The following is a 26,421-nucleotide window of genomic DNA, read 5'->3' as shown; positions in this document are numbered from 1 at the left end:
CCATGCCCCTTCCCGCCGACGGCCTCCTCACGCTCACCCCCCAGGGCCTCTACTGCCGCGCTGCGCAGGCCTGGATCGACCCATGGCGGCCGGTACCGCGCGCCCTGATCACCCACGCCCATGCCGACCACGCCCGTGCCGGCTGCGGCGAGTACTGGGCCATTGCCAGCAGTGAAGGCATCCTGCGCCAACGCCTGGGCCAGGACATCCGCCTGCTGCCGGTGGACTACGGGCAGGTGCTGGGCATCGGCGACGCCCGCGTGTCGTTCCATTCGGCCGGCCATGTGCTGGGTAGCGCCCAGATCCGGCTCGAGGCCGGCGCTGAAAGCTGGCTGGTGAGCGGCGACTACAAGCGCTGCCCCGACCCCAGCTGCACCCCCTTTGAGCCCGTGACAGCCGATGTGTTCATCACCGAGGCCACCTTTGGATTGCCGATCTACCGCTGGCAGAGCGGCACCGAGGTGGCCCGCCAGATCCAGACCTGGTGGCAGCAGGCGCCCGACCGCCCATCGGTGCTGTTTGCCTATGCCTTCGGCAAGGCCCAGCGGCTACTGGCGGAACTGGCCGCCATCGGCGTGGAGCATGAGGTGCTGCTGCATGGCGCCGTGCACAACTTGATGGCCAGCTACCGAGAGGCGGGGGTCGCCATGCCGCCAACGGTGCCCCTGGGCAGCCTGCCCCGCGGGGCCTCCCTGGCGGGCCGGTTGCTGATCGCTCCGCCAGCGGCCCAGCGCGGCACGGGCATGCGCCAGCTGGCCGGCGCCCAAACGGCCTTCGTGAGTGGCTGGATGGCTGTGCGCGGCGCGCGGCGGCGCCGGGGCTACGGGCGCGGTTTTGTGCTCAGCGACCATGCCGACTGGGGAGGACTGGTCCGCACGGTGCAGCAGAGCCGCGCCCAGCAGGTGTATGTGACCCACGGCCAAAGCGACGTGCTCGCTCGCTACCTGCGGGAGGTAGAAGGCATCAGCGCTGCGCCCCTGGCCGGGCACTTCGAAGCCGAACGCAGCGGCAATGAGGAGCAGGCGGAACCATCTTGAGGCACTTTGCAGCGCTGTTCGACGACCTGGACCGCACCACCAGCACCAACGCCAAGGTGGAGCGGCTGGAGCACTATTTCCGTTCCGTGCCCCCGGGCGATGCCGCCTGGGCCCTGGCCCTACTGCTGGGCAAACGGCGGCGGCGACTGATCAGCGGCCGCCGGTTGCGGGAGATCTGCCAGGAAGCCACGGCGCTGCCCGACTGGCTGTTCGAGGCCTGCCACAGCCAGGTGGGCGATTCCGCCGAAACCGTGGCACTGCTCTGGCCCCATCCAGCGCCGCAGGCCACGAACGAGGCCGATTCCCTCGAAATCTGGATGGCCAAACGGCTCCCCCATCTCGCCGCCCTGGAGCCCACCGCCCAGGCTGAGGCCGTGCGCCACTGCTGGGCCACCCTGACCGCCGGCGAACTGCTGCTGGTGAACAAGCTGCTCAGTGGCGGCTTTCGGGTGGGCGTCTCCACCGGTCTGGTGACCCGTGGCCTGGCCCGCAGCGCCGGGCTGGATGAAGCCCTGCTGGCCCACCGACTGATGGGAGGGTTCGAACCCTCCGCCGCGGCCTTCCAGGGCCTGATCGCGCCGGCGGGGGAGGGCGAGGAGCTGTCGGGGCGGCCCTATCCATTTTTTCTGGCCAGCCCCCTGGAGCCTGGGCAGCTGGCCGACACCGCGCCGTCCGACTGGCAACTGGAGTGGAAGTGGGACGGAATCCGGGGCCAACTGATCCAGCGGAGCGCAGGATCCAGCCTGTGGAGCCGTGGAGAGGAGTTGATCAACGAGGCCTTCCCCGAGCTGATCAACCTGGCCTCCAGCCTTCCCCAGGGCACCGTGCTCGACGGCGAAGTGGTGGTGTGGCATCCGGAGGCTGAGGCCCCTGAACCCTTCGCCAACCTGCAGCGGCGGCTGGGCCGCAAGGCGCCCAGCAAGGCCCTGCAGCGGGAGTGCCCGGCCGCCTTTGTGGCCTACGACCTGCTGGAGCGCAAGGGCGTCGATGTGCGCACCTACCCCCTGAGGGAGCGGCGACTGTGGCTGGAGCAGCTACATCAGCACTGGAGCGCCACAGCCCCCGCCGAGCTGCAGAGCCGCTTGCGGCTCTCCCCCTGCCAAGCCCTGAGCGACTGGCAGGGGCTGGAACCACTGCGCCTACAGGCCCGCCACAGCAAGGCCGAAGGCCTGATGCTCAAGGCCCTGAACTCCCCCTACTTAGCGGGCCGGCGACGGGGCCACTGGTGGAAGCACAAACTGGAGCCCCTGAAACTGGATGCGGTGCTGCTCTATGCCCAGGCCGGGAGCGGGAAGCGGGCAAACCTCTACACCGATTACAGCTTTGGACTCTGGAATGACGCCGGCGAGTTGGTGACCTTCGCCAAGGCCTACTCCGGCCTCGACGATGGCGAGATTCGCGAACTCGACCGCTGGATCCGCGCCCATACCCGCGAGCGGTTCGGGCCGGTTCGGTCGGTGGAGCCGCTGCAGGTGTTCGAGTTGGCCTTTGAGGGCCTGCAAGCCTCCAAGCGCCACAAGAGCGGGATTGCCGTGCGCTTCCCCCGGATCAGCCGCTGGCGCCGCGACAAGCCCGCCGCCGAGGCCGACAGCCTCGCTTCGGCCCTCGCCCTGATGGAGGTACGGCCTTGACCGTGCTGGCGCCGATCGAGGCCTGGTTTCGCCTGCAAGGCTGGATCCCGATGCCGTTCCAGCGCCAGTGCTGGCAGGCCTATCTCGCTGGGGAGAGCGGCCTGCTGCAGGTGCCCACGGGGTCTGGGAAAACCTATGCCGCGGTGATGGGCCCCATCGCCGAGATGCTGGCGGCTCAGCCGGGGCAGGAGAGCCAAGCCAAGGCGGCGCATGGCCTGCGGTTGCTGGTGCTCACCCCCCTGCGGGCCCTGAGCCGCGATCTGGCCCTGGCGATCGAGCAACCCATCAGCGCCATGGGCTGGCCGCTGCGGGTGGCCATCCGCAACGGCGACACCAGCAGCCACGAGCGCAGCAAACAGCTGCGCACCCCGCCCCAGATCCTGATCACCACCCCCGAATCCCTGAGCCTGCTGCTTGCCAATCCCAAGGCACCAGAGCTATTCGGCGCGCTGCAGGCCGTGGTCATCGATGAGTGGCATGAGCTGATGGGCAGCAAGCGCGGCGTGCAGGCCGAGCTCTGCCTGAGCTGGCTGCGACAGTTGCGGCCGGGACTGCGCACCTGGGCGATCAGCGCCACGATCGGCAACCTCAACGAGGCGGCGCAAGCGGCAGTGGGCGTGGGTGCCGCGGCGGCGACCAGCCCAGAACCGCGCATCGTCACCGCCGACATCCAGCGCACCACGGCGATCCGCAGCCTGCTGCCCGACTCAATCGATGGCTTCCCCTGGGGCGGCCACCTCGGACTGCGCATGTACGAACAGCTGGTGGCCGGCCTGGATCCGGCGGTGAGCACCCTGCTGTTCACCAACACCCGCAACCAGGCCGAGCGCTGGCACCAGTGCCTGCGGTTCGCCTGCCCCGAGATGGAGGGGCTCCTCGCCCTGCACCACAGCGCCATCGACCGGGCTGAGCGCGAGGCGATCGAGGCCCAGGTGAAGACCGGTGACCTGCGCTGGGTGGTGTGCACCAGCTCCCTGGATCTGGGTGTGGATTTTCAACCCGTGGAGCGAGTGGTGCAGATCGGCTCCGCCAAGAACCTGGCCCGCCTGCTGCAGCGCGCGGGACGCAGTGCCCACACGCCGGGAGGCACCTCCCAGGTGCTGTTCATGCCCACCAATGCCCTCGAACTACTGGAACTGAGCGCCATGCGGCGGGGGTTGGCCGCAGGGCTGGTGGAACACCGCCGGCCGCCCCAGCTGCCGCTGGATGTGCTACTGCAGCACCTGGTCACCCTGGCCTGCGGCCCTGGTTTCCTGCCCGAGGAGGCCCTCACGGCGGTGCGGAGGAGCTGGAGTTTCCGCCAGCTCACAGACACGCAATGGCAGTGGTGCCTGGCCTTTCTCGAACACGGCGGCCAATGCCTGGCGGCCTACCCGCGCTACCGCAAGCTGGTGCGCTGCCGGCTAGACGACGAGCCGGCCGCCGCTGGCGAGCCGTTCCGCTACCGCGTGCTCGACAAGGCCATCGCGAGGCTGCATCGCTTCAACATCGGCACGATCACGGCCGATCGCTCCGTCACGGTGCGCTTCGTTCGAGGCGCAGTGATCGGCCATGTGGAGGAGGCGTTCATCGGCCGTCTCAAACCTGGCGACGTGTTCTTCTTCGCGGGCCGCCAACTGGAGTTCGTGCGCCTGCGGGAGATGACCGCCATGGTGAGGGCCACGGCCAAGAAGAGCGCAACGGTTCCAGCCTGGGCAGGCGGCCAGATGGCCCTCTCCGACCTGCTCAGCCAGCACCTGCGAGCGGAGATGGATCGCTGTGCCCGGGCCCTAGCCGGCAGCGCTGAACTGGACAGCCCGGAACTGCAGGCCCTCAAACCGCTGCTGCAGCGGCAAGCCAACCTCTCACGCCTGCCGCTGCAGCACCAGCTGCTGATGGAGGTGTGCCGCAGCCGCGAGGGTAGCCATCTGTTCGCCTTTCCCTTGGAAGGGCGCTTTGTACACGAGGGCCTCGGCTTCCTCTGGGCCTGGCGCCTGGCCCGCCATCGCCCCAGCACCATCACCGTGTCGGTGAACGACTACGGCTTTGAGCTGTTGGCCCCCAAGGGCTACCCCTTTGATGAACTGCTGGAGCTCCACGGCGACGATCTGTTCGACCTCAGCCAGCTCAAAGCCGACCTGGAACAGGCCGTGAACCTCTCGGAACTCTGCCGCCGGCGGTTCCGGGCCATCGCCCAGGTGAGTGGTCTGGTGACCCAGGGCATGCCAGGCCAGAACAAGACGGGCGGGCAACTCCAGATCAGCGCCGCGTTGCTGTTCGATGTGTTGACGAAACATGAGCCGGAGCATCTGCTGCTGGAGCAGGCCCGGCGGGAGGTGATGCAGGAGCAGCTGGAGCTCCATCGCCTCGAGGAGGTGCTCACACGCCTGGCCGGCAGTGAACGGTTGCTGGAGCGCACCAGCAGGCCCGGCCCCCTGGCCTTTCCGCTGCTGGTGGAGCGCCTCAACAGCCGCATGAGCAACGAGTCGCTACTGGAGCGGGTGCAACGGCTGATCCGCGAGGCGGAACGAGCGGAAGCCAACTAACAAGAACAGGCGCACTATCCACCCAGGCGCACGCACGGGCATGGAACGGCAGCCCTTGGTTCAGGAACGCTCCAGACGGCGCACAATCACACTCATCAGCACCAGGGATCCGGCCAGGGCAATCAGCAGGGCAATCGTCATGGCAGCACAAGGCGAATCGGCTGATTATCCCTGGCCTGGGGCCAGCCCCAGCGACACCGCTCCGGTATTCGTGTACGGCAGCCTGAAACGAGGTGAGCGCAACCACCACTGGATCGCCGCTGGCACCTACCGCGGCGAAGCGCTGCTGCCGGGCGCTCGGCTCTACGACCTGGGCCCCTTTCCGATGGCCGTGGCCAGCGACGATCCAGCCGACACCATTGCTGGCGAGCTCTACGCCGTGACCCCGGCAATGCTGGCCGCCCTGGACCGCTTCGAGGGGGTGCCGCGGCTCTACGAGCGGCAGAGCTGGCGCCTGGTCGATGGGAGCCAGGCGTGGGTCTATGTCGGACGGCAACGCCAGGTGCGCCATGGGGCCCGCATCACCTCCGGGATCTGGCAGGGTCGGCGTCAACCAGCAGGCTGAGCCAGCCCGAGAGCCCATGCGGATCTGCCTCATCACGCCGGTGGCACTGCTGCTGGCGGGCATCGGGGCCACAGCCGCTGTGGCCGCTGACACCCGCCGCGACTGCCAGAGCTGGGCCAGCGCCAGTGGCCCGGCCAAGGCGGCCATCGCCAACCGGATCGGCAGCGAACACCTGCTCACCAAGGCCCACAAGCTGGCGGAAGCCACGCCAGGCGCCAGCGAAAGCCTCTACCGCAGCAGCGACATCCAGCGCCTCTGCCGCAGCTACTAAAAGGCCACCAACCAGCGTCCCCCCAGGGCCAGCAGCAGCGCCAGGGCCGTGGAACTCAGCCAAGCCAGCCGATTGGTCTGCAACATCCGGCGCAACACCACCACAGCCGCGCTGAACCCCAGCAGCACGGCGGCGCTCTGGCAAAAGCCGATCACATGGGGGTCGGCACTCCAGCGGGGCAGTGAGGCGGCCCAAGGCGGAGCCAGGGGGGCCACACTCACCGGTAGCACGAGGCCCGCTTCCGCCATGCCGATGGGGAGATGACGAGCCAGCAGCAGGGCCCACACCAGCGGCAGCAGGCCGTAGAGGGTGCGCCGCAAGCGCGGAGCCGAGAAGAAGGGCCGGGTCAGCAGAAACAACCCCGATGGCAGCGCCAGGGCTAGGCAGGCAAAGGCCAGCCGGGGCAGCAGGGGGCCCGCCACCAGGGTGGCAGGGGCCAGAGGCAACCAACCCAGCAGTCGCTGCCAGCCGTGGAGGCAGAGGTCGCCCGCCAACACCAGCAACAGGCCGGCTTCCCCCCGGGGCACCTCCATCTCACGCTGCAGATCGGCGGCCGGGGGGCGCAGGGCCAACTGCACCGAGCGATGGGGGCAGGCCTGGGCACAGGTGAGGCAGAGCACGCAGTTGCGGTTATCGCTGAGGTGGGCAGGGTGCGTACCGAGTGGGCACCCTGCAGTGGCCAAACCCTCCCCGTCGGCCGCCCCCCCCTTGAAGCAGGCGTAGGAGCTGCAGCTGCCGCTGCAGGTGCCCACTTGGGCCCGCAACTCCAGGATCGAGAGCTTGGCAAACAGGCCGTTCATGCCCCCCACTGGGCAGAGGTAGCGGCACCAGAAGCGTTTCTCAAAGCGCAGCGAACCGATCACCGCCCCCGCCGTGATCAGCAACAACAGACAGCTGCTCAGCCAAGCGGTGTTGAGCAGGTTGGCCGTTTCCTCCCAGATCAGGATCGCCGCGAAACCTGCCGCCAGCAGCGGCGAGGCCCAGTCGTCCGTGTTGCCACGGGGCCAGCGGGCGGGCTGCCAGCCCAGGGCTGTAGCCAGCCGCTGACTGATCTCACCCCACACCATGAACGGACAGAAGGAGCACCACAGCCGGCCCACGAGCGGAAAGCTCAACAGGATCAAAGGCCACCACCAGGCCCAGAAGAGATTGAGGGCGCCGTTGTGGGCGCGGTCCTGGGGACCCAGCCACAGCCACAGGTTCACGAGCACGAACATCCAGCTCACCAGGCCGAACAGCAGCCCGTTCCAGAGCCATGGCGCTCGCATCAACTCCCGCAGGCGCGGCTTCCAGCGCCAGATGTCGAAGCGGAAGCGCTGCTGGCGGGGGGACGTCCAGAACACGTCCTCCGGCAGGGCCGTGGGGAGCACCGCCGCTGCCGCAGTGCTCCCACCGGCGGCCTCACCATCGGCCTGGCGCCGCGCCTGCTGCAGCGCTCGATAGATCAACATCTCCAACTCGCGCAGGTTGTTGGGGAAGTCGTAGATCTGCAGCCGCTTCACCACCGTCTCGGGCACCTCCGGCGGCTGATCCCAGCCGAGCTTGCGGCTGCGCTGCCGCACGCCATAGCGCAGCCATTCGCCCAGGTCCTGGCGGCGAACCCGCAGGGGCGGCACACGGATCAGGGTGCAGGCCCGGTCGAAGCTGGGCATGGACGCCTCGGCCGTGAAGTACACCCGGCCTGTGAACTGCCGCTCATGGCTATCGGCTCCAGGGGCCTGCCAGCGACCGTTGCGGGCGAGCTGCAGCAGCGCGGGTTGCAACTCCGCTGACACCTGGTCGAGCTTGTCGATCAACAGCGAGCCACTGCCCAGGGTGTCCAGCAGCGATCCCTCACCGTCGGCGGTGGCGGAGCCAAAGAGCTCCGCACCATCGGGGCGCAGGAGAGCGCCATCGAGCTGCACGAGCAGCTGGTGGCGATCCGGGGAACCGAAATGAATCAGGGCTGCGAGGTTGTCCTTCTCCAAGCCCGGCTCACCGGAGATCAACACCGGCTGTCGGTTCCGGTCGTCGGAGGCATGGCGCACGGCCTCCCGCAGCGCCTTGGCATAGCGGCTGCTACCCACCACCCCGCGGCGGGTGCGGCCCACGATGTGCGGGGCCAGGCGGAGCAGAGCGGCCTGCTGCTCCTCGCGTTGCGCCGCCAGCTGCTCCTTCACGGTGCCCGAGCCACTCAGCTCAGTGTGATGGCGTTGAGCCATCCGGGGCCGATGATGCCCCCAGCTCAGCCGATCCCCATGGCTCTAACCCTCTACGGGAGTGCCCGCAGCCGGGCCTCCATGCCCCGCTGGTACATGGCGGAAAAGGGAATCCCCTACCACTGGGCGCTGCTGGACCTGGAAGCCGGCGAGCACCGCGAGGAGCCCTTCCTGGGCATCAACCCCTTCGGCAAGGTGCCAGCCCTGGTGGACGAGGATCCAGCCCTCCCCGGCGGCCGCCTGCAGCTGTTCGAGAGTGGCGCGATCCTGCTGTACCTGGCGGAGCGTTACGGCGGCGAATGCAGCACCCCCGCCGAGCGGGCCCTGGTCCAGCAATGGGTGCTGTTTGCCAATGCGACCCTGGCCACGGCCCTGTTCGTACCCTCCAGCCGCGAGCGGGAATTTCCGCGCCTGATGACCATGCTGGATCGCCTCCTGGAGGGAGGCAAGCCGCTAGCAGGCCAGCACTGGGGTGTGGCCGACTGCGCCGTGCAGGCCTACCTGGCCTATCTGCCGATCTTCTTCCCCCAGATCGACCTAACCCCCTTCCCCAATGTGCAGGCCACCATTGCCGCCACCCAGGCCCGGCCGGCCTACCAGGAGGTGATGGGCCAGCGGTGAGCGAGCTGCACTGGCACGGCCATCACCTCAATCTGCTGGGCGAGGGCGCCCTCTGGGATCCCCAGCAGCAGCTACTGCTGCTGGCGGACGTTCACCTGGGCAAGGCCGAGACCTTCCAGGCCAATGGGATTCCGTTGCCCAGCGACGGGGATGCGGCCAACCTGAACCGACTCTTGGATCTGGCCCACCGGCTGCAGCCCAGGGAAGTACTGGTGCTGGGCGACCTGATCCACAGCCGCCTCGGCCTCACCCTCAGCCTGCGCCAGAAACTTGCGGCCTTGCCCGATTTACTGGGCTGCCGCCTCACTCTTGTGGGGGGGAACCACGATCGGGGCAGCTGGCTCGAGGGGCTGCCAGCGGCTCCCTCCCAACAGCGGGGTGTGCTCTGGCTGAGCCATGAACCGGAGCCGCCGCCGCCGGGCGATCCGCCCCTGCTGAACATCTGCGGGCACCTACACCCGGTGGCCCTGATCGGGGGTGGGGCCGATCGGCTGCGCTTGCCCTGCTTCGCCCTGGATCGCCCCGCCCAGCGGCTCCTACTGCCGGCCTTCGGCAACCTCACCGGGGGGCACCCCTGCTCGCCACAACTGCAGCGCTGGGTGATCGCCGATGGCTGTGTGATGTGCCTGCCGTGAACAGCCCGTAGATTGATACGCCGTTGCCGCTGATTCGGAGCAGATCCGAGGCGGCCTTCCACGCCGAGTGCCCACTCTGGTTCGCGAAACGCCTCCCACTCCGCACCCGCCGGTCCGGCCGCTGTGGCGCCGCAAGCGTTGGCTCACCATCGGCCTGCCGCTGGGGGCCCTGGCCTTTCTGATCGCCATTGCGCCCCCCCTGCCAGACCGCCGCAGGGCGAACAACCAGGCCGCCACCGCAGACGCGGCAAGCACCGAAGCGTTCCGCTACCTGCCCAACGATCAGGTTTACGCCCTCGATTTCGACCCCCGCAAAGTGCGGCTGGATCTGCTCGAGGGCTGGGACCGGGAACAGGAGGCCTTCAACGACAGCTCCGCCCTGGCCTACGTGTCCGGGCCGATGTACGAGCGGCACGTGAACAACAGCGGCCAGGAGATCACGGTTCCCCTGGGCGACATCAAGCTGGGTTCTCGGGTGTGGCGCGGTCGTAACCGCACCGCCGCACGCCAGCGGGCCTACGTGGGCATCCGCCATGACGGCCGGGTGGACTTCGGCTACGGCGAACTGACACCCCAACGGGCCGCCGACTACGACAGCTTCATCGGCGGTCTGCACAGCGTTTACAACGACCTGGAGAGCCCTCCGCCCGAGTACAAGGGCGCCTACAGCATCTCGATGGGGCAGCAGATCCGCTACTTCCTGCCACGGATCCGGATGGTGATCGGCCTACGCAACGACGGCCGCCTCGAGGTGCTGATGAGCCGCGATGGGCTCACCCTGGAGCAAACCAAGGCCCTGGCCAGAGATCGGGGGCTGCGGGCGGCTTACCTGCCCGACCACGCCTCGAAGAGTCGTTTCATCATCCCGGGGGTGAAGGGCTTCAGCGACGCGGACGCCAACTGGATCAGCGGCGGGGCGACCAGCTTTGTGCACGTGCCCTACCTGCTGCGGTTGAGCCAGCGGTCACTGCCGCTCCAGGGCAACCTCTTGGCCAGCCTCACGCCCAGGCTCAACAACAACGGCTGCGGCAACCCCCTGCAGTGCGGGCAAACCCTGGGGGGGCAGATCATCGACCGCGCCCTGGCGGGGTTCAACCGCCTGATGGAGCAGGGGGTGGAACCGGTGGCCCGGTTGATCTGGGCACCGAAGGGCAGCAAGGATCCCAACCGCAGCGCCCTGCGCTCCCCCCTGCGGGAGCCACCCATCACCGCCGACCCAATGGCCCTGAGGGAATTGCAGCAGAGCGATGGGGATCAGAGCAGTCCCGAGGAGAGGTTGCCCCTGGCACCGGATCTGCCGCCACCGCTGCTGCTGCTGCAGGGGGAGAGTTTGCCCGCCAACCCCGATGCCACCACGGCCGATCCCCCAGCGGAACCGCAACAGGTTGATCCTGCAGCGGTGAGCCCCAGCGAGGTGGATAGCGCCTCGAGGGAAACCCCGCTGCCAGTGCCGCCACCCCCTCTGCTGCCGCCGCCCCTGCCTTAACCGGCGGCGGCCAGGGCGCGCACCACGTCGCCGCGGGTGAGCACACCCACCGGCTTCTTGTCCCCATCCAACACAAACAGGCGCTGGGTGCTGCTGTCGTGGAGCTGCTTGGCAGCGGCGGGCAGCTGGGTATCTGCGGGGCAGGTGTGGGGGTGCTTGCCCATCACCTCGCCCACGATGCTGCCGAGAACCTGGTGCACCTGCTTGTCCCACTGCAGGGGATTGCGCAGATAGATCACCGAATCCAGCAACAGCACATAGGGACCGGCGTCAAAGCCGCTCTCCCGCACCATCAGGTCCTGCTCGGTGAGCTCACCCACCAGGGCACCACTGACATCCACCACCGGCAGGCCACTCACGTGGTGCTCGCTCATCAGCTGCACCGCCTCCTGCAGCGGGGTGGCTGTACCCACGCTCAGCACCGGAGAGGTCATCACTTCGGAAACGCGTCGTTCGACGACCATGGCCAGGATTGCTGCTGGCGACATTGTCACCCGCCGGGCAGACGGAAGAATGGGGCCACCCGGCCGAGAATCGATGTCAAAGAGCCGCCGCCTGGCCGATGCCCTCACCGTGGGCCGCGCCGCCCTGGGCCTGCCCCTGATCTTGGCCCTCAGCGGCGGCGGCCAGGCCCAGGCCTGGACACTGCTGCTGCTAGGGGGCTTGAGCGATGCCGCCGATGGCTGGCTGGCGCGCCGGGCCGGCGGTGGATCCGTGTGGGGAGCTCGGCTCGATCCCCTCACCGACAAGGTGTTGATCCTGGCCCCACTGCTGTGGCTGGGGGCACAGGGGACACTGCCGCTCTGGGCGGTGTGGCTGCTGTTAGCGCGAGAGCTGCTGATCTCAGGATGGCGGGCGGGCCAGGGCAGCGGAGGCCCCGCCTCCTGGAGCGGCAAGGCCAAAACGATCCTGCAATTCACCTCGCTGCTGCTGCTGCTTTGGCCGAATGGCTGGGGCGCCGCCCTGGAGGGTCCCAACAACTTCGGGCTGCCCGGGATGCTGCACCTGCTCGGCTACTGGCTGTTCTGGCCGTCCCTGGCGCTGGCCCTCAGTTCCGCCTGGGGATACCTGCGCGCCGAGCAGCGCTGACGCTCAACCCGCCAGAAGGGCCTCATCGGAGCTGAAATCCGGGCTTGTGGCCATGCGCCTGGCGTAATCGTTGGTGAAGCTGTCGGCAAGGGAGCGCTCAACGTCGTACTGCGGCGTCCAGGCCAGCTCCCGCTGTACCCGATGGATATCGGTGAGAAAATGGGCCAAGCGCAGGGGAAAAGCCTTGCGGGCCTTGGGATCCAGGCCAGCGGGATTAAAGCTGCGAATCTCTACTGCAGCCGGATCCTTGCCACAGGCGCGGGCAGCAGCGGCCACGAGCCCCCGGAAGCTGATGCCCTGGGCACTGCTGCAGTTGTAGATGCGGTTGGCGGCGGCATCCACGCCAATGCTGCGGGCCATGGCCGCCGCCAGATCGTTCACGTGGCCCAGCTGGGTGATGGTGTCGCCGTCACCGGGCAGGGGCACGGGCCGGCCGTGTGCGATGCGGTCAAAGAACCAGCTCTCCACGGGGTTGTAGTTGCCCGCACCCACGATGTAGGTGGGCCGAAAACTGGTGAAGGGGATCCTCTCGGCCTGGAGCCAGGCCTCGGTGTCGAGCTTGCCGGCGTGGCGGCTCTGGGGATCGGTGGGGGAGTCCTCCGTGAGGGGCCAGAGCACGCTGTCGGCGTACACACCCGCCGAGCTCACGTACACAAAGCGATGGGCTGGGGCTCCAGTGCGCTCCACCACGGCACGGCTGTCCTCAACCGTGCGGCCTGAGCTATCCACGATCACATCGAAACGGCGACCCTCAAGGGCCGACAGGCCGGCGGGGCTGGTGCGATCGCCGCTGATGTGCTCCACGCCTGCCGGCACGGGGTTCTTGCCGCGGGTCAAGAGGGTGAGGGCATGGCCCTCGGCCTGGAGCTGGGCTACCAGCGGCTTGCCCACAAAGCGGGTGCCACCCATCACCAGGATCTTCACGACAGGCCTTGCGGAACTGCGCGCCATTCAAACCGCTGCCCCAACGGATCTGGCGGCCCCACACTGGGAACACATTCATCTTCAGATCCAGACCGCAGTCTTGATGTCACGCTTCACCGAATTGCTGCGCTCCCTCAACAACCTCAAATTGCTGGCGACCATCGGCCGCAGTGGCGGCGATCTGAGCAACGTGGCTGACCTGGTGGACAGCTTCCTTGACAGCCCGCAGATGGCGGACTGTGTGCGTCGCTTCCGGCAGGTACCCGGTGGGGCCGAGATGATGGAGAGCCGCTATCCACCCCTGCAGCCCGACATCGAGCTGCTGCTGCAACTGCCGGCGGAAAGCCTCGGCCACAACTACGCCAGCCTGATTCGGCGTCTCAACTACGACCCGGAATTTTTCCGCCCCCGACCCACTACCACCGAAGCCCAGTGGCTCACCCAGCGGGTGGCCACCACCCATGACATCCACCATGTGATCAGTGGCTTCGGCACCGCCCCGGAGGGCGAAACCGGCGTGCTGGCCATCACCGCCGCCCAGATCGGATTCCCGGCCTACGTGCTGCTTACCAGTGCCAGCCAACTGGCCAGCTTCCGCTTCCAGACGCAACGCTTTGAAGCCCTGAGCCGCGCCGTGGCCCATGGCATGGGGATCGGCCGGCAGGCCCACTGCCTGGCGGCGGTGCGCTGGGAAGACGGCTGGGAACGGTCCATCCGCGAATGGCGGCAGGAGCTGGGACTGCTCGATCCCGCCGACGCCGAGCCCTATGGCCTCGGCCAACACTTCACAGCATGAGTACAACCTCGCGGGTGCCGCACCATTGGACTGCCCAAGCGGCCAGCCTGGGCCGCAGTGGCGGCTATCGCCACTTCGCCCTGCTGGGAGAACGGGGCAAGGGGACCGAGCGGGCTGTGGAGTTGGAGGCGGTGCTGCAGCGCAGCTTCCGGCTGGTGGTGCCGCTGCGGGACCTGCGCAATCGGCGCCTCTGGCAGCCTGGCTGGCAACAGTTACCCACCCCCGCCGCCATGCAGATCATCCCGGCCATCGACCTGCTCGACGGGCACTGCGTACGGCTGCATCAGGGTGACTACGACCAGGTGACCCGCTTCAGCGACAACCCGGTGGCCCAGGCCCTCGCCTGGCAGCGCCAGGGGGCTCAGCGCCTGCACCTGGTGGACCTGGACGGCGCCCGGACCGGCCAACCCGTGAATGACAACGCGGTGAAGGCCATCACCGCCGCCCTCGACATTCCCGTCCAACTCGGTGGCGGGGTGCGTAGCGCCGAGCGGGCTGAGGAGCTGTTGGGCTGCGGCCTCGATCGCGTGATCCTCGGCACCGTGGCCATCGAACAGCCCGAACTGGTGCAACGCCTGGCCAGCCGCTATCCCGGCCAGGTGGTGGTGGGCATCGACGCCAAGGACGGCCTGGTGGCCACCCGCGGCTGGATCGAAACCAGCAGCGTCAAGGCCACGGAACTGGCCAAGAGTTTTGAAGACACCGGGGTTGCCGCCATCATCAGCACTGATATCGCCACCGATGGGACCCTGGCAGGCCCCAACCTGGATTCCCTGCGGGCCATGGCCCAGGCCAGCAGCATTCCTGTGATCGCCTCCGGCGGCATCGGCACGCTCGAACACGTGCTCTCGCTGCTCTCCGTGGCTCCCCTCGGCGTCGAGGGAGTGATCGTGGGCCGGGCCCTCTATGACGGCACCGTGGATCTGGCTGAAGCGATAGCCGCCGTGGGGCCCGAACGACTGCAGGATGCAGTCAGTTCGCCGAGCGGCTCTATAACGGTGTAAGAGATCCGGCCAGTTCAGTGCCTGCCACGCCAGCCAGCCCAGGGGTTGACAGCGCCTACATGCGCTGCCGGGACCTCGGCATGCGCCTGTCGCGGCAACGGCGCATGGTTCTCGAATTGCTCTGGGACGAGAAGGATCACCTCAGTGCCCGCGACATCTTCGAGAAATTGAACGCCAAGGGACGCAACATCGGCCACACCTCGGTGTACCAGAACCTGGAAGCCCTCCAGAGCGCCGGAGTGATCGAGTGCCTCGATCGGGCCAGTGGTCGGTTGTATGGCTACCGCAGCGATCCCCACAGCCACCTCACCTGCCTGGAATCGGGAGCCATCCAGGATCTGGATGTGGAACTCCCCCCCGAGTTACTGGCCACGATCGAAGAGCTCACCGGCTTTGCGATTGAGGGATACACGCTCCATCTCAGCGGTCGCCGCCGCCGCTGAACCCTGGAGTAACGGGTATGGGCTGGCTACCTTATGGCCTGACCATCGCCGTCTCCAACGCCGTGCCCAAGGCCCAGGTCGCACCCCAGCTGCTGATCCTGGCTGACCCGCTCCTGCGGGAGGGATTGATCCGCCTGTTGAGCGCCGCGGAGCCGGCAGGAGGCCGCTTCCGAACGGTCTGCTGGCCCGAACAACTGGAAGGGGCCCCCCAGCTAGTGCTGTGGAGCTCACCCTCGGGCCTGCCTGCAGAAACCCTGGCCGCGGAACTGCACCACCTGCGGGAACGCTGGCAGCCCGCACCGCTGCTGCTCTTACTCCCGGCGGAGGCCACCTATCCCAGCGACTGGCTGCTGCAACTGCCTGCCGAGGGCTTGATCCAGCAGGGAGACACCGAGGCTGACGACCTCCAGGCGGCTGTGCAAACCCTGCTGGCTGGGGGACGGGTGGTGGAGCTCCGTCCCGTGGCCGCCAGCTCCAGCGAACCCCAGCAAGCCCTGGGACTCGGGCCATGGCTGCTGCAGAGCGGCCTGGTGCAAATCGATGCTGAGCAACGCCGCTGTGAGCAATGGCTGCAGCTGGCAGTCCCAGGGGGCCTCAGCCAGCTCCTGCTGCTCGGACGGTTGCGAGAACTCACCGTGGCCCGACGCCTACTGCTCTGGCTGTGGGGGCCGGTGAGCATGGCCTTTCCCGCCCCTGCTCCGGCTCAAGCCGCTGGACCTCGGGTGAGCGCGTCCAAGCCCTCCGGCGTGACCGCCATCACCCTGCGGGAACGCACCGCTGTGGGGGTGTGGCAGGCCATCCAAGAGCGCCTGGTGGCCGCTACCCAGGCCGGGCTCAGTAACCACAGCGGCCAGCGGCTGGCCCTCGAAGGCCTGACCCAGGAACACCGCCGCGACCTGCTGCTGGCCCTGATCAGCCAGCTGGATCTGTTGATCATCCGGCTACGCCACGACCAGCTGCGCGGTGAACAACTCGAACAGCGCTGGCAGAGCCTCCAACCCGAGCTGCGCCGCCTCGCCCTACGCCAGATGGCAGGGGAATACGTGCAATTGCCCCAGCAGGGCAGCCTGCTGCCCGTGGCCGACACCCTGAGCAGCAACGCCGATCTCGATTCCGTGGACCCCGAGCTGCCCGCGCCCCTGCCGATGCTGGCGGCCCTGGTGCAGGCCCAGCCCCTACTGGTGGATGGCCGCCTGCTGGCTCCCGATGAGCCCCAGGCGCTTCTACAGCTGGAAGCCCTGATCAGCAACTGGCTGATCCGCAACGCCGAACTGATCAGTGCCGAGTTGCTGACCTGCTGCAGCAACTGGCCCGAGCTGCGTCGCTACTTGCTGGGCCGCGACCTACTGGCCACCCGCAATCTGGAACGGCTGCGCAATCAGCTCAATGCCCAGCAGCGCTGGGGCAGCTGGTTTGAGCGGCCGGTGCAGCTCTACGAAAGCCAACGGCTGCTCTACAAGCTCGAGGCCGGCGCCATCACCCCGCTAACGCTCACCGAACCCCGCGATGGGGAGCTGCGCCAGCTGGGCTGGGTGCAGCAGCTGGTGACCCTCGCCCTCGAGAGCCGCGATGCCCTGGCGCCTCAACTCCAGGCCCTGCTGCGGCGCCTGGGGAATCTGGTGGTGGTGGTGCTGACCCAGGTGATCGGGCGGGCCATCGGCCTGGTGGGCCGCGGCATTGTCCAGGGCATGGGCCGCAGCATCAGCAGAGGCTGAAAGCCACGGGTCACAATGGCCGCAATGTTGGCCTGTTCCGTTTGATGCCCGGTTTCCTGGCACGGTTGCTGAATCGCTGCACCGCCTTCGCCCTGGTGCTGACGATGGCTCTGACTGCGGCCTTGGCACTGCCGGGCTCTGCCCAAGCCGCCCGCGACACCAACAGTTACGACGGCAACATCTACGCCCTCTACGCCGGCAATGGTTCCCTTGTGCCACCCCGGGGCACCCTGGCGGATGCCATGGCCGAGCACCGCCCGATCGTGCTGGGCTTCTTCCTCGACGACAGCGCCGCCAGCAAGCAGTACGCCATCGTGTTCAACGAGCTGCAGCGGCTCTGGGGCCGCACGGCCGAGCTGATCATCCTCCCCACCGACCCCCTGCAAGGCCGCCAGGGGGATGGCCCCACAGACCCTGCCAGCTACTGGAAGGGATTGATTCCCCAGGTAGTGGTGTTCGATCAGAACGGCAAAGCGGTGCTCGATGAGAGCGGCCCCGTGAGCATCGATGCCATCAACGTGGCCCTTACCCAGGTAACGGGCCTCAAGCCCCAGGGCGACGTAAAGCTCAGCCTCAACCTCGAGGTGAACGAGCTGAACAGCGAAATCGTTCCTTCCAAGTGACCCCCTGGGGACAGCCATGACCAACGGCAAGCGCAGCGCAACCGCCAACGGCACCACCCGCCTCGAAACCGACAGCCTCGGGGCCATTGCGGTGCCCAGCGAGCACTACTGGGGAGCCCAGACCCAGCGCTCGATCCGGAATTTTCCCTTTGGTCAGCCCATGCCGCTGGCGGTGGTGCACGCCTTTGGCCAACTCAAGGCGGCCTGCGCCGAAGTCAACCGCGACCTGGGCAAACTCGACGCCAGCCTCTGTGCCGCCATCGTGAGCGCGGCTGAAGAGGTGGCCACTGGTGCGCTGGACGCTGAGTTCCCCCTGAAGATCTGGCAGACGGGCTCGGGCACCCAAAGCAACATGAATGCCAACGAGGTGATCGCCAACCGGGCCGTGGAAGCCCTGGGGGGTGAGCTGGGCAGCAAGAGCCCTGTGCACCCCAACGACCATGTGAACCTGAGCCAGTCGAGCAACGACACCTTCCCAGCGGCCATGCACATTGCCGTGGTGCTGGAACTCGAACGGAGCCTGATTCCAGCCGTGGAGGGCCTCACCACAGCCCTGCAGGCCAAGGCCACCGCCTACGCCGAGATCGTGAAGATCGGCCGCACCCATTTGCAGGACGCGGTCCCCCTGAGCCTCGGCCAGGAATTCAGCGGTTACGTGGCCCAACTGCAGTTGGGGCTCGAGGCGATCCGAGCCACCCTGCCGCGGGTGCGGGAGCTGGCCATCGGCGGCACGGCGGTTGGCACCGGCCTCAATGCCCCGAAGGGCTGCGGCGAGGCGGGGACCCAGCGGCTCCCCGCACGCCTGGGCACCCTGTTCACCAGTGCCCCCAACAAGTTCCAGGCCCTGGCCGGCCACGAGGCCCTAGCCAGCTGCCACGGCGCGCTCACCGTGCTGGCCGGCAGCCTGATGAAGATCGCCAACGACATCCGCTGGCTGGGCAGCGGCCCCCGTTGCGGCCTGGGGGAACTGGTGCTGCCAGAAAACGAGCCGGGCTCCTCAATCATGCCGGGCAAGGTAAACCCCACCCAGTGCGAGAGCCTCACCATGGTGGCGGTGCAGGTGATGGGCAACAACACCGCCGTGCAGATGGCGGCCAGCCAGGGCAACTTCGAGCTGAATGTGTTCAAACCCCTGATCGCCCACAACCTGCTGGAGAGCCTCGAGCTCCTGGCGGGCGGCTGCCAGAGCTTCCGGGAACACTGCATCGAAGGCCTCAAAGCCAACGAGCCCCGCATCGAGAGGCTGCTCAACCAGAGCTTGATGCTCGTGACCGCCCTCACCCCTGCCATCGGCTACGACCGCGCCTGCGCCATCGCCAAGCACGCCCACAAGCACGGCCTCAGCCTCAAGGAAGCCGCCCTGGTGCTCGGAGACATCAGCGCCGATGACTTCGACCAGTGGGTGCGGCCGGAGCAGATGGTGTAAGGCAGCCACTGATGCCCAGGGGGTGGACTGGGCAGTAGCCGGCCCTACGCTCCCGCAAACCCCATGGAGCTGGCGTTGTATCCCGTGATTGCGTTCCTGCTGATCAGTGCCCTGATCTTCGGGCTGGCCCTGCTGTGGCTGGAGAGCCGCCACCGGCTAAGGCCTGCCTCACCCCTGCAGATCAGCACCAGCGGCTGGAAAGTGCAGCGGGAGGGCGATAGCCAGGTGCTGGTGAAGGGATCCATCCAGATCCACAACCCCCATGCCCGCATGGAGGTGTTTGTGCCGGAAATCAGCCTGCAGCCCACCCTGCTGGGCCGTGGTGATCTCTCGGCACTCACCATCACCAACCGCATTACCCCCCGCCATCCCGATGAGGAATCGCGGGCGGATGGCTACTGGTTCGCTTACATCGTGAAGGGCCGCAAGACCACCCAAGCCGACGTGAGCGTGAGCATCAGTGGGCCTGCAGGCAGCGATCTGAAGGCCCTACTCGACACCCTCTGGCTCGAGATTCTCTGGGTGAACTACGGCCCCTTCGGACGCCTGCAGCGCCGCGATGGCGTGCTGATCCCCCTGCGTAAACCGGCCCCGGCCAACCCCAGCACCTCCAGCTGGCGCCAGGGCGACCACTGCTCGGTATTGCCGATTCGCACCCATCTGCTCGGCACCCTCGACGATCCCACCGAGGTGCTGCGTCACTACGCCGGCGCCGTTCTGCAACCCGGCGATGTGCTCACCATCGGGGAAACCCCACTGGCGGTGATGCAGGGGCGTTACCACCATCCCGCCACGGTGGAACCATCTTCGCTGGCACGGCTCCTCTGCCGCGTCTTCCACCCCACCAGCTCCCTGGCCTCCGCCTGCGGCCTGCAGAGCCTGATCGACGATGTGGGCCCTGCCAGGGTGCTGTGCGCCTGGTTGGTGGGGATGGCCCTGAAGTTGGTGGGGTCGAAGGGTTGGTTCTATCGGCTCGCTGGTGAACAGGCCCGTCTGATCGACGACATCACTGGCACTACCCCCCCCTACGACCAGACGATTGTGCTGGGACCTGACCAACCCGCAGCCATCTGTGCCCAACTGGCGGCCGACCTAGGCGTGGCAGTGGCGGTGGTGGACGTGAACGACCTGGGCCGAGTGAAGGTACTGGCCTCGAGCCCCGGCTGCGACGAGGCGCTGCTGCAGCGGGCGCTGCGGCCCAACCCGGCCGGGAACGCCAACGAGCGCACGCCCCTCGTGCTGGTTCGCCCATAACATTGCAACAAGCCCTTTTGCCTGGGCGGCCCTCCTCCAGGGACATGCCCGTGCCGCAGCCCGTGCCGCCACCTGTGACGCCGCCGCTGACGCCGCCACCCCTGCAGATCGAGCCCTTGCGGGGCTGGCATCTGCCGCTCCTACAGGACTCCGCCTTTCAAGACCTGCATCCCCTGCTGCAGCGCTCCCTGCTGCTGCAGGGGCCGGAGCGTCTGCTCCACAGCCTCACGGCCCAGCGGGCCTTGGCGCCGATGGTGCTCGTGGCCTATCGCCAGAGCCACCAGCCCCTGGGGCTGGTGGTGAGCAAGCGCCTGAACCGCAGCGGCAGTTGCTGGCAGCTGCAACACCTGCGCACCTGTGAAGCCGTGCTGGGTGCCAGCGAAGCGGGCCGCATGGCCGTGGAAGCGGCCCTTGTACGGGAGGCGATCCAGCGCAGCCGCAGTGCCGCCAGCTGGATCGCCACCAGCCCCAGCTGCGATGATGCCCGGCTCGCTCTGCTGCGTCAGCAGGGCTTCCAGCCTCTGCGGCGTGAAACCCTCTGGCGCTGGGAGCCCTCCAACAGCGGCCAGGCGGTGGAGCCGGATGCTGTGAAGCTGCCCGCCGAGCTGCAGCTCCGGCCCCTGAACAGCCGGACCGCCTCGGCCATGTGGCACCTGGAACAGGCGGCCCTGCCAGCCCAGCTGCGCCAGTTGCTGGATCGCCGGGTCGAAGACCTACTGGACCAGAGCCAATCGCCCAGCCTGATGTTGATCGACAACAGCAGGCAACAGGCCGTGGCGGGAGTTCGCCGCCTGCGCCACAGCTCCCGCGGCATCCCCGAGCTGGAGCTCAGCCTGCACCCGGGCTGGCAGCACCTGCAGGGCCCCGCACTGCAATGGCTGCTGGAACAAGGGGCCGCCGGATCGGAGCAAGTGATTGTGCGGAGCGATTTGACCGACCGCGAACGCAGCCAGTGGTTCCAGAGCCTGGGCATGGCGCCAGAGGGCGAAGAGGTGCTGATGGCCCGCAGCGTCTGGCGTCGCCATGCGCCCCAACCCAGCCAGGAGATGGCCCGCAAGCTTGAGGCCGTACTCGGCCGGCTGCAGCCCCGCCAAGGTCCGATTCCCACGCCGGTGGGCCGTTGGAGCCGCTGATCGATGGTGGCCCCCAAGCCACGCTCAGTGCTTGCTCTCGATGTGGGACGCAAGCGGATCGGGCTGGCGGGCTGTGACGCCCTGGGGCTCACCGTGACGCACCTGCGGGCTTTGCAGCGGGGCAAGTTCCCAGCAGACCTGGCTGTACTGCAGCCCCTGGTGGCACAGCGGCGCATCACCGCCCTCGTGGTGGGGCTGCCCCTGGATGCCACCCAGCAGCCCACCAACCAGGCTCTGCACTGCCGCCGTTACGGCGAGCGGCTGGCCCGGACCCTGGAGCTGCCCCTCGCCTTTGTGAACGAATACGCCAGTAGCTGGGCCGCTGCAGAACGCCATGGGCTGCAGGGCGATCGCAGCGGTGCCCTCGACAGCGCTGCCGCCGCCATGCTGCTGGAGCAGTGGCTGGCCGAGGGGCCTGAGCCTGCGCCGGTCCCAGCGGCGACCCCTGTGCTTGGCCCCGGGGAGGGTGCGCAGGCATCCTGAGAAGATCTGCCTCCTCTTCATGAGCTCCGACGGCCCGACTGCGAACGGATCCGGTGATGTGCCCACGGTGCTCGTGCGCGATGGCCAGGGTCGCCATCTGCTCTGCTTCCTCGAGCAGCTGATTCCCCTGGATGGCAACGACTACGCCCTGCTCACCCCTGTGGATACCCCGGTGTGCCTGGTACGCATCGCCGAGGACGAGGACAGCGAGGACGAGGTGATCGAGGAACTCGATGCGGCCGAATCGATCCTGTCGGTGGCCGAGGTGGTGCTCCAGGAACACGACCTCACCCTGGTGCGCTCGGCCGTGACCCTCACCGTGAGCGGCGACCTGGATGAGCCCGAGGAACTGGAAGAGGACATCGAGGACGACGAGGACAGCGAGGACACCGACCTCTACGAGATGCTGATCCAGTTCCGGGCCAACGAGCAGGAATACGGCCTGTTCATCCCCCTGGATCCCTTCTTTGTGGTGGCCCGCCTGCAGGACGGCGAGGGCGTGCTGGTGGAAGGGGAGGAATTCGAGCGGATCCAGCCCCGCATCGAGGCCGAGCTGGACGAGCGCGAACTCGCCGACGACTGACGCGTGACCCGCTTGTCCCTGACGCAGCTCCTGCAACCCGACTGGATGGCCCCCGGCACCCTGGCGGAGCTGCCGCTGGAGCACCTGATCGAGCAACGCATCCAGGCCCTGGTGCTGGATGTCGATCGAACCCTGCTGCCCCGGCGCAGCCACCAACTGCCGCCGGCCATGGAGCTGTGGCTACGGCGGGCCCAGGAGCACATGCCCCTGCACCTGTTCAGTAACAACCCCTCCCGCAGCCGCATCGGCGGCCTGGCCGACCAACTGGGCGTGGCCTTCACCTCCAGCGCAGGCAAACCGCGCCGAGGCGCGCTGAGGCGGGTCTTGGCTGAGCTGGCCATCCCCCCAGCCCACGTGGCGATCGTGGGCGATCGCGTGTTCACCGATGTCTTGGCCGGCAACCGCCTGGGCCTCTACACGGTGCTGGTGAAACCGGTGAATCCGGAGGGACAACCCTGTCCCCACGATCGCTGGCAGATGTTGGAGGTGAAGCTGGCGCGGCTGGCCGGTGCCTCCCTGCGCTGACACGGAGAACGGCCGAGCATGACCAAACGACGGGTGATCAAGGTGGGTACCAGCCTGCTGCGGGGCGATCCATCCCGCAGCACCGAGCAGGTGATCGCCGATCTGGCCTCGAGCCTCAGTGGCCTGTGGCAGCGGGGGGAACCCGTGGCCCTGGTCACCAGTGGGGCGGTGGGTCTGGGCTGCCATGCCCTGGGCCAGGCCCAGCGCCCCACTGAGGTAGAGGCCCTGCAGGCCGCCGCCGCCGTGGGCCAGGGGCGGCTGATGACCCTCTACGACCAGGCCTTCGCCAGCCACGGCCGCTGCGTGGCCCAGGTGCTACTCACCCGCGGCGATCTGGCGTCACGGCGCCGGTACCAGAACGCCTGCCGCACCCTCGAGCAACTGCTCGCCTGGGGTGTGACGCCGGTGATCAACGAGAACGACACCCTTGCCACCGATGAGTTGCGCTTCGGCGACAACGACACCCTCTCCGCCCTGGTGGCCGTAGCCGTTGGGGCCGATGAGCTGGTGCTGCTCACCGACATCGACAGCCTCTATTCGGGAGATCCCCGCCGCGATGCCGACGCCCGTCCCATCGCCGAGGTGAACAGCCTGGCGGAACTGGAAGCCCTGACAGGCGTGGCCAAGGGGGGCGGCAACTGGGGCACCGGGGGCATGACCACCAAGCTCTCCGCCGCCCGCATCGCCACCGCCAGCGGCATTCCGGTGCGGCTGGCCGATGGCCGCGATCCGGCGGTACTGGAGGCCCTGCTAGCGGGGGCCAACGTGGGCACCCGCTTCCATCCCAGCCCCCAACCCCTCAGCGACCGCAAGGGCTGGCTGGCCCACGCCCTGCTGCCCCAGGGCAGCATCACCGTGGACCGGGGCGCCGAGCAAGCGCTGGTGCAGCAGGGGGCCTCCTTGCTGGCGGTGGGGGTCCAGCAGGTGGAGGGCCACTTCGCCGCCCGAGATGCCGTGCGTCTCCTGGCCCTGGATGGTCGTGAGCTGGCTCGCGGTTTATCCGCCCTCAGCAGCGACGACCTGCGCAGCGTGATGGGCCAGCGCGGGCTGGTGGTGCACCGCGATCACCTGGTGCTCACCGCTGCCGCCACCCCCAGCTGATCGACCTGGGTCCAAGCACGGGCCCTACGATTCGGCCGAAAGCCCACGGCCCCCATGCGCTTCAGCGACCTGCTCAGCCGGCTGAGTGAAGTGCAATCCGCCGGCGGCCTCCAGCACCTGCCCCATGACCTGGGCAGCGATCCGGAGCTCCAGGGTGCCGGCGCCCTCGATCAGGCCAGGGCCGGCCAGCTGAGTTTTCTGGAGCCAGGCAATGCCCTGGCTGCCGCTCTCGGCGGCACCACAGCCAGTGCGGTGCTCCTCCCGCAACGCGGCGATGAGGCGCCAGCACTGCAAGAGCAGGCCAGTGCCCAGGGGCTGGCCTGGATCGCCCTGGCGGATCCCCGGCTGGGGTTCGCCGAGGCCCTGGAGGCCCTCCATCCCCGTCGGGCCAAGCCTGCAGGAATCCACCCGAGCGCGGTGATCGACCCCTCTGCGGTGGTGGGCATGGGGTCCCACGTTGGGGCCCATGTGGTGATCGGCGCCGAGGTGCAGATCGGCTCCAGCTGCACCCTCCATCCCCATGTGGTGATCTACGAGGACGTACAGATCGGCGAGGGCTGTGAACTCCACGCCGGTGCCGTGCTGCACCCGGGCTCACGCCTGGCGAGCGGCTGTGTGGTGCACTCCAACGCCGTGATCGGCAGCGAGGGTTTTGGCTTTGTTCCTACTGCGAATGGCTGGCGCAAGATGCCCCAGACCGGCCTAGTGGTCCTAGAAGCCGGTGTGGAAGTGGGCTGCGGCAGCACAATTGATCGCCCGTCGGTGGGAGAAACCCGCATCGGCGCTGGCACCAAGATCGACAACCTGGTGCACGTGGGCCATGGCGTGACCACGGGCCAAGGCTGCGCCCTCGCCGCCCAGGTGGGCATCGCCGGCGGGGCCAAGCTGGGCAACGGCGTGATCCTGGCCGGCCAGGTGGGGCTGGCCAACAAGGCCGTGATGGGGGATCGCTCGATCGCCTCCTCCAAATCGGGCATCCACGGCGAGGTGGCCCCAGGCGAAGTGGTGAGCGGTTACCCCGCCATCCCCAACCGGCTGTGGCTGCGCTGTTCTGCTGCCTTCAACAAACTGCCGGAGATGGCCAAGGCCCTGCGCCAGCTGGAGAAGCAGCTGAAGCCCTGAGCATCGGCCGGGATCCGCCCAAGGCCTAGCCTCGCGCCCAGTCCTGAAACACCGCCCTTGGCGGTTCCTGCCCCCTCCTCACCATGACGTCCAGCTACCGGATCACCCTGCTCCCCGGCGATGGCATCGGCCCGGAGATCACCGCGGTGGCCCGGCAGCTGCTGGATGTGGTGAGTGCCAGGCACGGGTTTGAGCTCGTCTACGACGAGCAGCCCATGGGCGGCGCCGCCATCGATGCCACCGGAGAGCCCCTGCCCACCAGCACCCTGGCGGCCTGCAAGGCCGCCGATGCTGTGCTGCTGGCCGCCATCGGCTCCCCCCAGTACGACAGCCTGCCCCGCGAGCAGCGCCCCGAGACCGGCCTGCTGGGGCTGCGATCCGGGATGGGACTATTCGCCAACCTGCGGCCGGTGAAGATCATTCCAGCCCTGGTGGAGGCCAGCACCCTCAAGCGGGAGGTGATCGAGGGCGTGGACCTGATGGTGGTGCGCGAACTCACCGGCGGGGTGTACTTCGGGACCCCAAAGGGCCGGGTTGAAGCCAATGGCCATGTGCGCGGCTTCAACACCATGGCCTATTTCGACTACGAGATCGATCGCATCGCCAAGGTGGGCTTCGATCTGGCGCTGCAGCGGGGCGGCAGGCTCTGCTCGGTGGACAAGGCCAATGTGCTGGATGTGAGCCAGCTGTGGCGCGACCGGGTGGAAACCCTCCACGCCAGCGCGTACCCCTCCGTGGAGCTCACCCACATGTACGTGGACAACGCCGCCATGCAGCTGGTGCGTGCCCCAAGGCAGTTCGACGTACTGCTCACCAGCAACCTGTTCGGCGACATCCTCAGCGACGAGGCCGCCATGCTCACAGGCTCCATCGGCATGCTGCCCTCCGCATCGCTGGGGGCGGAGGGGCCAGGCCTGTTCGAGCCCATCCATGGCTCAGCCCCCGACATTGCCCGCCAGGACAAGGCGAACCCCATGGCCATGGTGCTCAGTGCGGCCATGATGCTCCGGGTTGGGCTGCAGCAGGACGCCGCCGCCACGGCCCTAGAAGCAGCCGTGGATGCCGTGCTGGCCTCCGGCTACCGCACCGGTGACCTGATGGCCGAAGGCTGCACTCAGCTGGGCTGCCAGGCCATGGGCGACCAGTTACTGGCGGCCCTTGAGGGCTGAAACGCCTGGCACTAGGGGACAGACCCACGACCTGCCAAACTCGCCCACAGTTCTGCTGATCC

Annotated in this window: 26 protein-coding genes and 1 pseudogene; 24 read left to right on the top strand and 3 right to left on the bottom strand. The window is 68.0% G+C overall.

Annotated elements, in window-relative coordinates; translation table 11 throughout:
* Nucleotides 1-2 precede the first annotated feature (2 nt).
* The 5 genes from KBZ14_RS07275 (at nucleotide 3) to KBZ14_RS07255 (ending at nucleotide 6,029) form a co-directional block, all read left to right on the top strand.
* A complete protein-coding gene (locus KBZ14_RS07275) occupies nucleotides 3-1,037 on the top strand; it encodes a ligase-associated DNA damage response exonuclease (RefSeq protein WP_255117651.1) in 1,035 nt (344 codons plus the stop codon).
* Entirely contained in the window at nucleotides 1,034-2,668 is a 1,635-nt protein-coding gene (locus KBZ14_RS07270) for an ATP-dependent DNA ligase (RefSeq protein ID WP_255117650.1), read from the top strand. The genes KBZ14_RS07275 and KBZ14_RS07270 overlap by 4 nt, the downstream gene beginning before the upstream one ends.
* Nucleotides 2,665-5,193: a ligase-associated DNA damage response DEXH box helicase gene (locus KBZ14_RS07265; protein ID WP_255117649.1), complete on the top strand. Its 2,529-nt coding sequence runs from the start codon at nucleotides 2,665-2,667 to the stop codon at nucleotides 5,191-5,193. Before KBZ14_RS07270 ends, KBZ14_RS07265 begins: the two co-directional genes overlap by 4 nt.
* 139 nt (nucleotides 5,194-5,332) lie before the next feature.
* On the top strand, nucleotides 5,333-5,758 hold the full coding sequence (locus KBZ14_RS07260) for a gamma-glutamylcyclotransferase family protein (RefSeq protein ID WP_255117648.1): 426 nt from the start codon (nucleotides 5,333-5,335) through the stop codon (nucleotides 5,756-5,758).
* Between the two features lie 16 nt (nucleotides 5,759-5,774).
* Nucleotides 5,775-6,029 carry a hypothetical protein gene (locus KBZ14_RS07255; protein ID WP_255117647.1) on the top strand — a complete coding sequence of 85 codons (255 nt, stop codon included), beginning with the start codon at nucleotides 5,775-5,777 and terminating at the stop codon, nucleotides 6,027-6,029.
* On the opposite strand, the gene KBZ14_RS07250 is transcribed toward KBZ14_RS07255, so the two are convergent.
* Nucleotides 6,026-8,230 carry a sigma 54-interacting transcriptional regulator gene (locus tag KBZ14_RS07250; protein WP_255117646.1) on the bottom strand — a complete coding sequence of 735 codons (2,205 nt, stop codon included), beginning with the start codon at nucleotides 8,228-8,230 and terminating at the stop codon, nucleotides 6,026-6,028. The two genes, KBZ14_RS07255 and KBZ14_RS07250, sit on opposite strands and share 4 nt — an antisense overlap.
* 36 nt (nucleotides 8,231-8,266) lie before the next feature.
* Between KBZ14_RS07250 and KBZ14_RS07245 the strand changes: the two genes are divergently transcribed.
* The 3 genes from KBZ14_RS07245 to KBZ14_RS07235 all read left to right on the top strand — a co-directional run bounded on the left by KBZ14_RS07245 (nucleotide 8,267) and on the right by KBZ14_RS07235 (nucleotide 10,969).
* Entirely contained in the window at nucleotides 8,267-8,848 is a 582-nt protein-coding gene (locus KBZ14_RS07245) for a glutathione S-transferase family protein (RefSeq protein WP_255117645.1), read from the top strand.
* Nucleotides 8,845-9,483 carry a ligase-associated DNA damage response endonuclease PdeM gene (gene pdeM, locus KBZ14_RS07240; RefSeq protein ID WP_255117644.1) on the top strand — a complete coding sequence of 213 codons (639 nt, stop codon included), beginning with the start codon at nucleotides 8,845-8,847 and terminating at the stop codon, nucleotides 9,481-9,483. The genes KBZ14_RS07245 and pdeM overlap by 4 nt, the downstream gene beginning before the upstream one ends.
* A 67-nt stretch (nucleotides 9,484-9,550) precedes the next feature.
* Nucleotides 9,551-10,969 (top strand): hypothetical protein, encoded by a 1,419-nt coding sequence (locus KBZ14_RS07235; protein WP_399210853.1) that lies wholly within the window; start codon nucleotides 9,551-9,553, stop codon nucleotides 10,967-10,969.
* On the opposite strand, the gene KBZ14_RS07230 is transcribed toward KBZ14_RS07235, so the two are convergent.
* Nucleotides 10,966-11,433, bottom strand: coding sequence for a CBS domain-containing protein (locus KBZ14_RS07230; protein ID WP_255117643.1), 468 nt, complete (start codon nucleotides 11,431-11,433; stop codon nucleotides 10,966-10,968). The two genes, KBZ14_RS07235 and KBZ14_RS07230, sit on opposite strands and share 4 nt — an antisense overlap.
* 73 nt (nucleotides 11,434-11,506) lie before the next feature.
* Between KBZ14_RS07230 and KBZ14_RS07225 the strand changes: the two genes are divergently transcribed.
* Nucleotides 11,507-12,058 carry a CDP-alcohol phosphatidyltransferase family protein gene (locus KBZ14_RS07225; protein WP_255117642.1) on the top strand — a complete coding sequence of 184 codons (552 nt, stop codon included), beginning with the start codon at nucleotides 11,507-11,509 and terminating at the stop codon, nucleotides 12,056-12,058.
* 3 nt (nucleotides 12,059-12,061) lie between these two features.
* Here the strand turns inward: KBZ14_RS07225 and KBZ14_RS07220 are convergent, their stop codons facing one another.
* Nucleotides 12,062-12,982 (bottom strand): NAD-dependent epimerase/dehydratase family protein, encoded by a 921-nt coding sequence (locus KBZ14_RS07220; protein ID WP_255117720.1) that lies wholly within the window; start codon nucleotides 12,980-12,982, stop codon nucleotides 12,062-12,064.
* 103 nt (nucleotides 12,983-13,085) lie between these two features.
* Here KBZ14_RS07220 and KBZ14_RS07215 point away from each other — a divergent pair, with 103 nt between their 5' ends.
* The 15 genes and pseudogenes from KBZ14_RS07215 to leuB all read left to right on the top strand — a co-directional run bounded on the left by KBZ14_RS07215 (nucleotide 13,086) and on the right by leuB (nucleotide 26,359).
* Nucleotides 13,086-13,778 (top strand): Coq4 family protein, encoded by a 693-nt coding sequence (locus KBZ14_RS07215; RefSeq protein WP_255117641.1) that lies wholly within the window; start codon nucleotides 13,086-13,088, stop codon nucleotides 13,776-13,778.
* Nucleotides 13,703-13,975: pseudogene (locus KBZ14_RS07210) on the top strand (TIGR02450 family Trp-rich protein); the annotation flags it as partial. The gene KBZ14_RS07215 and the pseudogene KBZ14_RS07210, both read left to right, overlap by 76 nt.
* Before the next feature lie 33 nt (nucleotides 13,976-14,008).
* Entirely contained in the window at nucleotides 14,009-14,782 is a 774-nt protein-coding gene (gene hisA / locus KBZ14_RS07205) for a 1-(5-phosphoribosyl)-5-[(5-phosphoribosylamino)methylideneamino]imidazole-4-carboxamide isomerase (RefSeq protein ID WP_255117719.1), read from the top strand.
* An 80-nt stretch (nucleotides 14,783-14,862) separates the two neighbouring features.
* Nucleotides 14,863-15,225 carry a Fur family transcriptional regulator gene (locus tag KBZ14_RS07200; RefSeq protein ID WP_399210882.1) on the top strand — a complete coding sequence of 121 codons (363 nt, stop codon included), beginning with the start codon at nucleotides 14,863-14,865 and terminating at the stop codon, nucleotides 15,223-15,225.
* A gap of 17 nt (nucleotides 15,226-15,242) precedes the next feature.
* Entirely contained in the window at nucleotides 15,243-16,940 is a 1,698-nt protein-coding gene (locus tag KBZ14_RS07195; RefSeq protein WP_255117640.1) for a DUF3685 domain-containing protein, read from the top strand.
* A gap of 44 nt (nucleotides 16,941-16,984) precedes the next feature.
* On the top strand, nucleotides 16,985-17,563 hold the full coding sequence (locus KBZ14_RS07190) for a thylakoid membrane photosystem I accumulation factor (RefSeq protein WP_255117639.1): 579 nt from the start codon (nucleotides 16,985-16,987) through the stop codon (nucleotides 17,561-17,563).
* Between the two features lie 16 nt (nucleotides 17,564-17,579).
* Complete coding sequence (gene fumC / locus KBZ14_RS07185) at nucleotides 17,580-18,989, top strand: class II fumarate hydratase (RefSeq protein WP_255117638.1); 1,410 nt, start codon at nucleotides 17,580-17,582, stop codon at nucleotides 18,987-18,989.
* A gap of 63 nt (nucleotides 18,990-19,052) precedes the next feature.
* On the top strand, nucleotides 19,053-20,243 hold the full coding sequence (locus KBZ14_RS07180; RefSeq protein WP_255117637.1) for a F420-0:Gamma-glutamyl ligase: 1,191 nt from the start codon (nucleotides 19,053-19,055) through the stop codon (nucleotides 20,241-20,243).
* Nucleotides 20,244-20,287: 44 nt separating this feature from the next.
* Nucleotides 20,288-21,376, top strand: a complete 1,089-nt coding sequence (locus KBZ14_RS07175; protein WP_255117636.1) for a hypothetical protein — start codon at nucleotides 20,288-20,290, stop codon at nucleotides 21,374-21,376.
* A gap of 3 nt (nucleotides 21,377-21,379) precedes the next feature.
* The gene (ruvX, locus tag KBZ14_RS07170) at nucleotides 21,380-21,859 is read left to right on the top strand and encodes a Holliday junction resolvase RuvX (RefSeq protein WP_255117635.1); all 480 of its coding nucleotides are present in this window, start codon (nucleotides 21,380-21,382) and stop codon (nucleotides 21,857-21,859) included.
* A 19-nt stretch (nucleotides 21,860-21,878) separates the two neighbouring features.
* Nucleotides 21,879-22,442, top strand: coding sequence for a DUF3727 domain-containing protein (locus tag KBZ14_RS07165; protein ID WP_255117634.1), 564 nt, complete (start codon nucleotides 21,879-21,881; stop codon nucleotides 22,440-22,442).
* A gap of 3 nt (nucleotides 22,443-22,445) precedes the next feature.
* The gene (locus KBZ14_RS07160; RefSeq protein ID WP_255117633.1) at nucleotides 22,446-22,967 is read left to right on the top strand and encodes a YqeG family HAD IIIA-type phosphatase; all 522 of its coding nucleotides are present in this window, start codon (nucleotides 22,446-22,448) and stop codon (nucleotides 22,965-22,967) included.
* Nucleotides 22,968-22,985: 18 nt separating this feature from the next.
* Nucleotides 22,986-24,068: a glutamate 5-kinase gene (proB, locus tag KBZ14_RS07155; protein WP_255117632.1), complete on the top strand. Its 1,083-nt coding sequence runs from the start codon at nucleotides 22,986-22,988 to the stop codon at nucleotides 24,066-24,068.
* Between the two features lie 54 nt (nucleotides 24,069-24,122).
* Entirely contained in the window at nucleotides 24,123-25,190 is a 1,068-nt protein-coding gene (gene lpxD, locus KBZ14_RS07150; protein ID WP_255117631.1) for a UDP-3-O-(3-hydroxymyristoyl)glucosamine N-acyltransferase, read from the top strand.
* Between the two features lie 83 nt (nucleotides 25,191-25,273).
* Nucleotides 25,274-26,359 (top strand): 3-isopropylmalate dehydrogenase, encoded by a 1,086-nt coding sequence (leuB, locus tag KBZ14_RS07145; protein ID WP_255117630.1) that lies wholly within the window; start codon nucleotides 25,274-25,276, stop codon nucleotides 26,357-26,359.
* Nucleotides 26,360-26,421 lie beyond the last annotated feature (62 nt).

Origin of the sequence: Synechococcus sp. HJ21-Hayes (genome assembly GCF_024345835.1) — a bacterium.
Classification (GTDB): Bacteria; Cyanobacteriota; Cyanobacteriia; order PCC-6307; family Cyanobiaceae; genus Vulcanococcus.
Note: the sequence above shows the minus strand (reverse complement) of the source record. Positions and strands in the feature narration are given on the sequence as shown.